We start from the raw sequence: 1,785 nt of genomic DNA on the forward strand, positions 1-1,785 counted from the left end.
AAATCAACGCTTTCTTTTGTAAAGTTGATTGCTTTAATACTAGGAATGAAAACATCACTTGATATTCTTGTTTCGCTAATATTGCCACTCACTTCATTTACTTGTGTTTCTGTTATTTCTTTCTTTCCTTTAAATGTGCGTCCTTTAACCAACAAACGCCGCCCATCTTTAGACTCAACAACACCTGAGACTTGCCCAGCTGCTAAAGCCAAAGATAGATGCCAGTCAGACATTTGGTGTAGTGGTCTGTAAGTATTTTTATTCACACTATTAAAATGTGTTTTAAAATTATTCCACAGACTGCTACTACGGCCAATATTGGCAACTTCATGGGACAACTGCTTGGTATCAATTTCAATTTGATTGAGTTTTAATGCGCCAAATGAAAGTGGCAACTGATAAAAACAACCTTCTTTATCGGGGTTGGGTTGATCAGTTAGCGTATCCAATGTTGTTATATCTTGAGATGCATTCATCAACTTGCTCACAACAACTTTATCAGCAGGTTTAGACTTACAACGAATGCCAAAAATAACCACTTGTTTAAATCTTTGTTCAGGCGATGCATAAACACTCACCTGGTCAAAATGAGAGGCTATCATTTTTGATAGTCTTTCACTTAAGCAAGTGTTTGGCACAATAAAGACTAAAACACCGCCAAATTGCAGTAATTTGTTCGTATTTTCATAAAACATAGTCTCGTATCGCTCTTTGCCAGAGTCTTTAGATAAATTAGCCTTGTCTGCCAATATATCTCCATACGGCGGGTTTAAAAACAATAGTCCAAATTGCCTTTGGGCTATATAGCAATCACTTAAGTTGCCATGAACAATCCTGTCCAAATTTGACATTGATTTTGCATGATATGCTCTTTCTTCATCAATCTCAATTCCCACTGTTTCTATCTTAATGTTTGCACGGCTTGTGAAGTTGGTATCTAAATATTCACTACACTCAGCCAAAGCCACACCTTCGCCACAACAAGGATCAAGCATTCGCACGACACCTTGTTTTCTTTCATTTTTTTTAACATCAAAAACCAATCGAGATAAAATCCCTTCAGTTGTTTTTTCATCTGTTGGGAAATACCCATTTTTAGCGAAGTTTCTCGCCAATCTTTGAAACATTAAAGCCATGATAGCCTCCTTTATTTATATTATTTTTTTGTTTTATGCAACCAACAAAGTTTGATTTTTGATCATATGAGATATAGAACGCTCAAAATCAACTTCACACAGTTTTATCATTAATGCACTGACACCGCCAAAACCATCAATATTATCAATATAACCATCTTGATAACACACCTGGATAATTCGATCCATCCAAATATCAAGCAAAGGAATAGATGAAAGTGCTTTAAGTAACTTCCAGATAATGTAATCGTCTATTTGGTTATTATCAAAATACAAGATGGTCGCTTTATAGTTACTGTAATCAATCTTTACAGTTGATTTATCATAGATAAAAATATGTGACAAATCTTTGCCATAAATTGTGCCTGGAACACGACCTGAAAGTTTTTGCATGTTTTTAGTATTTTGTAGAAAAAATGTTTGTGAATTTTCTTTTGATAATTCAAAAGTTAATTCATTAATACCACCTTCATGGGGTGGTAATTCCATTCTTGCTAAAAATTGTTGTAGTGAGGTATTTCTGCCCCAAAAACTAGCAAACAATATGCTGGTATCATTGCCAACAAAACTGTCGCAAAACACGCCAGTTTGTTGGTTGATATGGATCATTTTTTTATTCATGGTTATCTCCTTTAATTATCAAAGAAGA

General features: G+C 34.6%; 2 protein-coding genes. Both read right to left on the reverse strand.

The genetic code is table 11. The features are described from left to right. A partial coding sequence (locus BAZSYMA_RS08475) for a DUF6094 domain-containing protein (protein ID WP_143243179.1) occupies window positions 1-1,136 on the reverse strand: 1,136 nt, incomplete at its 3' end. A gap of 33 nt (window positions 1,137-1,169) precedes the next feature. Beyond that, window positions 1,170-1,757, reverse strand: a complete 588-nt coding sequence (locus tag BAZSYMA_RS08480) for a hypothetical protein (RefSeq protein ID WP_090717929.1) — start codon at window positions 1,755-1,757, stop codon at window positions 1,170-1,172. Window positions 1,758-1,785 lie beyond the last annotated feature (28 nt).

Origin of the sequence: Bathymodiolus azoricus thioautotrophic gill symbiont, assembly GCF_001298715.1 — a bacterium.
Lineage (GTDB): Bacteria > Pseudomonadota > Gammaproteobacteria > PS1 > Pseudothioglobaceae > Thiodubiliella.

Excerpts from the sequence above, each read along its gene's own strand:
- BAZSYMA_RS08480 (WP_090717929.1), bottom strand. The coding sequence starts at position 1,757 with ATGAATAAAAAAATGATCCATATCAACCAACAAACTGGCGTGTTTTGC.